General features: G+C 77.1%; 3 protein-coding genes. 2 read left to right on the forward strand and 1 reads right to left on the reverse strand.

Going from position 1 to position 1,808, the window contains the following annotated elements:
• The coding region (locus DY240_RS22875; protein WP_199702111.1) for a hypothetical protein at positions 1-664 on the reverse strand (664 nt) is incomplete at its 3' end.
• 17 nt (positions 665-681) lie between these two features.
• Between DY240_RS22875 and DY240_RS22880 the strand changes: the two genes are divergently transcribed.
• Complete coding sequence (locus DY240_RS22880; RefSeq protein WP_119662092.1) at positions 682-1,443, forward strand: metallophosphoesterase family protein; 762 nt, start codon at positions 682-684, stop codon at positions 1,441-1,443.
• Between the two features lie 52 nt (positions 1,444-1,495).
• Positions 1,496-1,808 (forward strand): M17 family peptidase N-terminal domain-containing protein (locus tag DY240_RS22885; protein WP_233552839.1); only part of this gene is annotated, 313 nt, incomplete at its 3' end.

Genomic DNA, 1,808 nt, shown 5'->3' on the forward strand with positions numbered 1-1,808 from the left:
CGGCCGCCCAGCCGGCGCTCCACCGCGGCACGTGCGCGAGCCGGACGCCGTCGCCGCCGGCCCGCGCGGTGTACGGCAGCACGCGCCGCGGCCCGGCCGATCGCACCGACGTGTGCGGGTCGCGCAGCCGGGCGACCCACCGCTGCAGGTCGGTGAGCCCCGCGACGTTCCGGTGCCGCTGGACGAGGCCGGGCCAGTCGATGCCGCGCAGCTCGAACGCCGGGTACGTCCAGTCGACCTCCGCGGCCAGCCGCTCCGCCGCCTCAGCCCACGTGCGGGCCGGCCGCGGTGTGAGGACGCCGTCGGCGCCGGTGCGGACCGCCGTGCGCAGCAGGCTCAGCGCGACCCCCGCGTCGTCGCCCGCGATCACCACGACGACGTCGCCGGCCAGCTCGACGGCGGGCCCGGTCGCAGGCGGCTGGGGCCGGCCCCTCGCGTGCCGCCAGGCGGCCAGCTCCGGATGCGCCGCGCCCGGCAGGTCGAGGAACAGCCGCGGGCCGTCGCCGTCGCGGGATGCGGCGGAGCGGCGGACCCGCACCGGCGCCCCCAGCTCGGCGGCGAACTCGGCGGCCTCGCGGGTGACCAGCTCCGCCAGGTGCTCGTGGCCGTCGTCGGGCAGCACCAGCCAGGCGAGCTCGGCGCCGGCGAACGGTCGGGGGTCCACCCGCCTATTCTCGGGGGATGGTCGCCTCCGTCGCCGTGCTGTCCGACGTCCACGGAGCGCTGCCGGCCCTCGACGCCGTGCTCGCCGAGCCCGACGTCGCCGCTGCCGAGCGGATCGTGCTGACCGGCGACATCGCGGCGGGTCCGCTGCCGGTCCAGACCCTCGACCGGCTCGTCGCCGAGGGCGATCGCGTCGTCTGGGTGCGGGGCAACGCCGACCGCGAGCTGGTCGCCGTCGCCCGGGGCGGGAGGTCGGACATCGACGTGTCCGACTGGGCGGGACGCCAGCTGCGGCCCGATCAGGTGCAGCTGCTGGACCGCCTGCCGCACCCGGTCACCGTCGACGTCGACGGGTTCGGGCCGGTGCTGTTCTGCCACGGCACACCGCGCGACGACGACGAGGTCGTGCTGGTCGACAGCTCGCTGGACCGGTGGACCGAGGTCCTGTCGACGGTGCCCGGCGACGTGCGCACCGTCGTCTGCGGCCACACCCACATGCCGTTCCAGCGGCTGGTCGACCGCCGGCTGGTGGTGAACCCGGGCAGCGTCGGCATGCCCTACGGCCGGCCCGGCCCGCACTGGGCGCTCCTGCGTGACGGCATCGTCACGCTGCGGCACACGGCCGCCGACCCGCACGCGCTGGCCGACGCCGTCGTCGCGGCGAGCTCCTACCCGGGCGCGGCGGCATGGGCGGACGCCTACGCGCGCACCGTCCACTCCGACGCCGAGGCGCTGGCGGTGTTCGCACCGCGCGACGGCCGCCGGACGGAGCGACGGTGACCCGGCGGTAGCATCGGGCGGAATCGACTGAACGAGCGACCTCAGGAGAACCGTGACCAGCATTGCCCTGTCCTCCGCCGCGCCCGCGGGCCTCAAGGTCGACGCCGTCGTCGTCGGTGTGGCCCCGGGCGACGACGGCGTCGTCCTGCTGCCGGGCAGCGAATCCCTCGACAAGGCCCTGAAGGGCTCGCTGGCGACGGTGTTGAAGCAGCTCGGCGCCACCGGGAAGGCCGACGAGGTCACGAAGCTGCCGTCGATGGGCGCCGCGAAGGCCGGCCTGGTGGTCGCCGTCGGGACCGGTCCGCTCGCCGAGGCCGGGACGCCCGCCCGGCACGAGTCGCTGCGCCGCGCCGCCGGCGCCGCCG

The sequence above is a fragment of the Jiangella rhizosphaerae genome (assembly GCF_003579925.1).
Lineage (GTDB): Bacteria > Actinomycetota > Actinomycetes > Jiangellales > Jiangellaceae > Jiangella > Jiangella rhizosphaerae.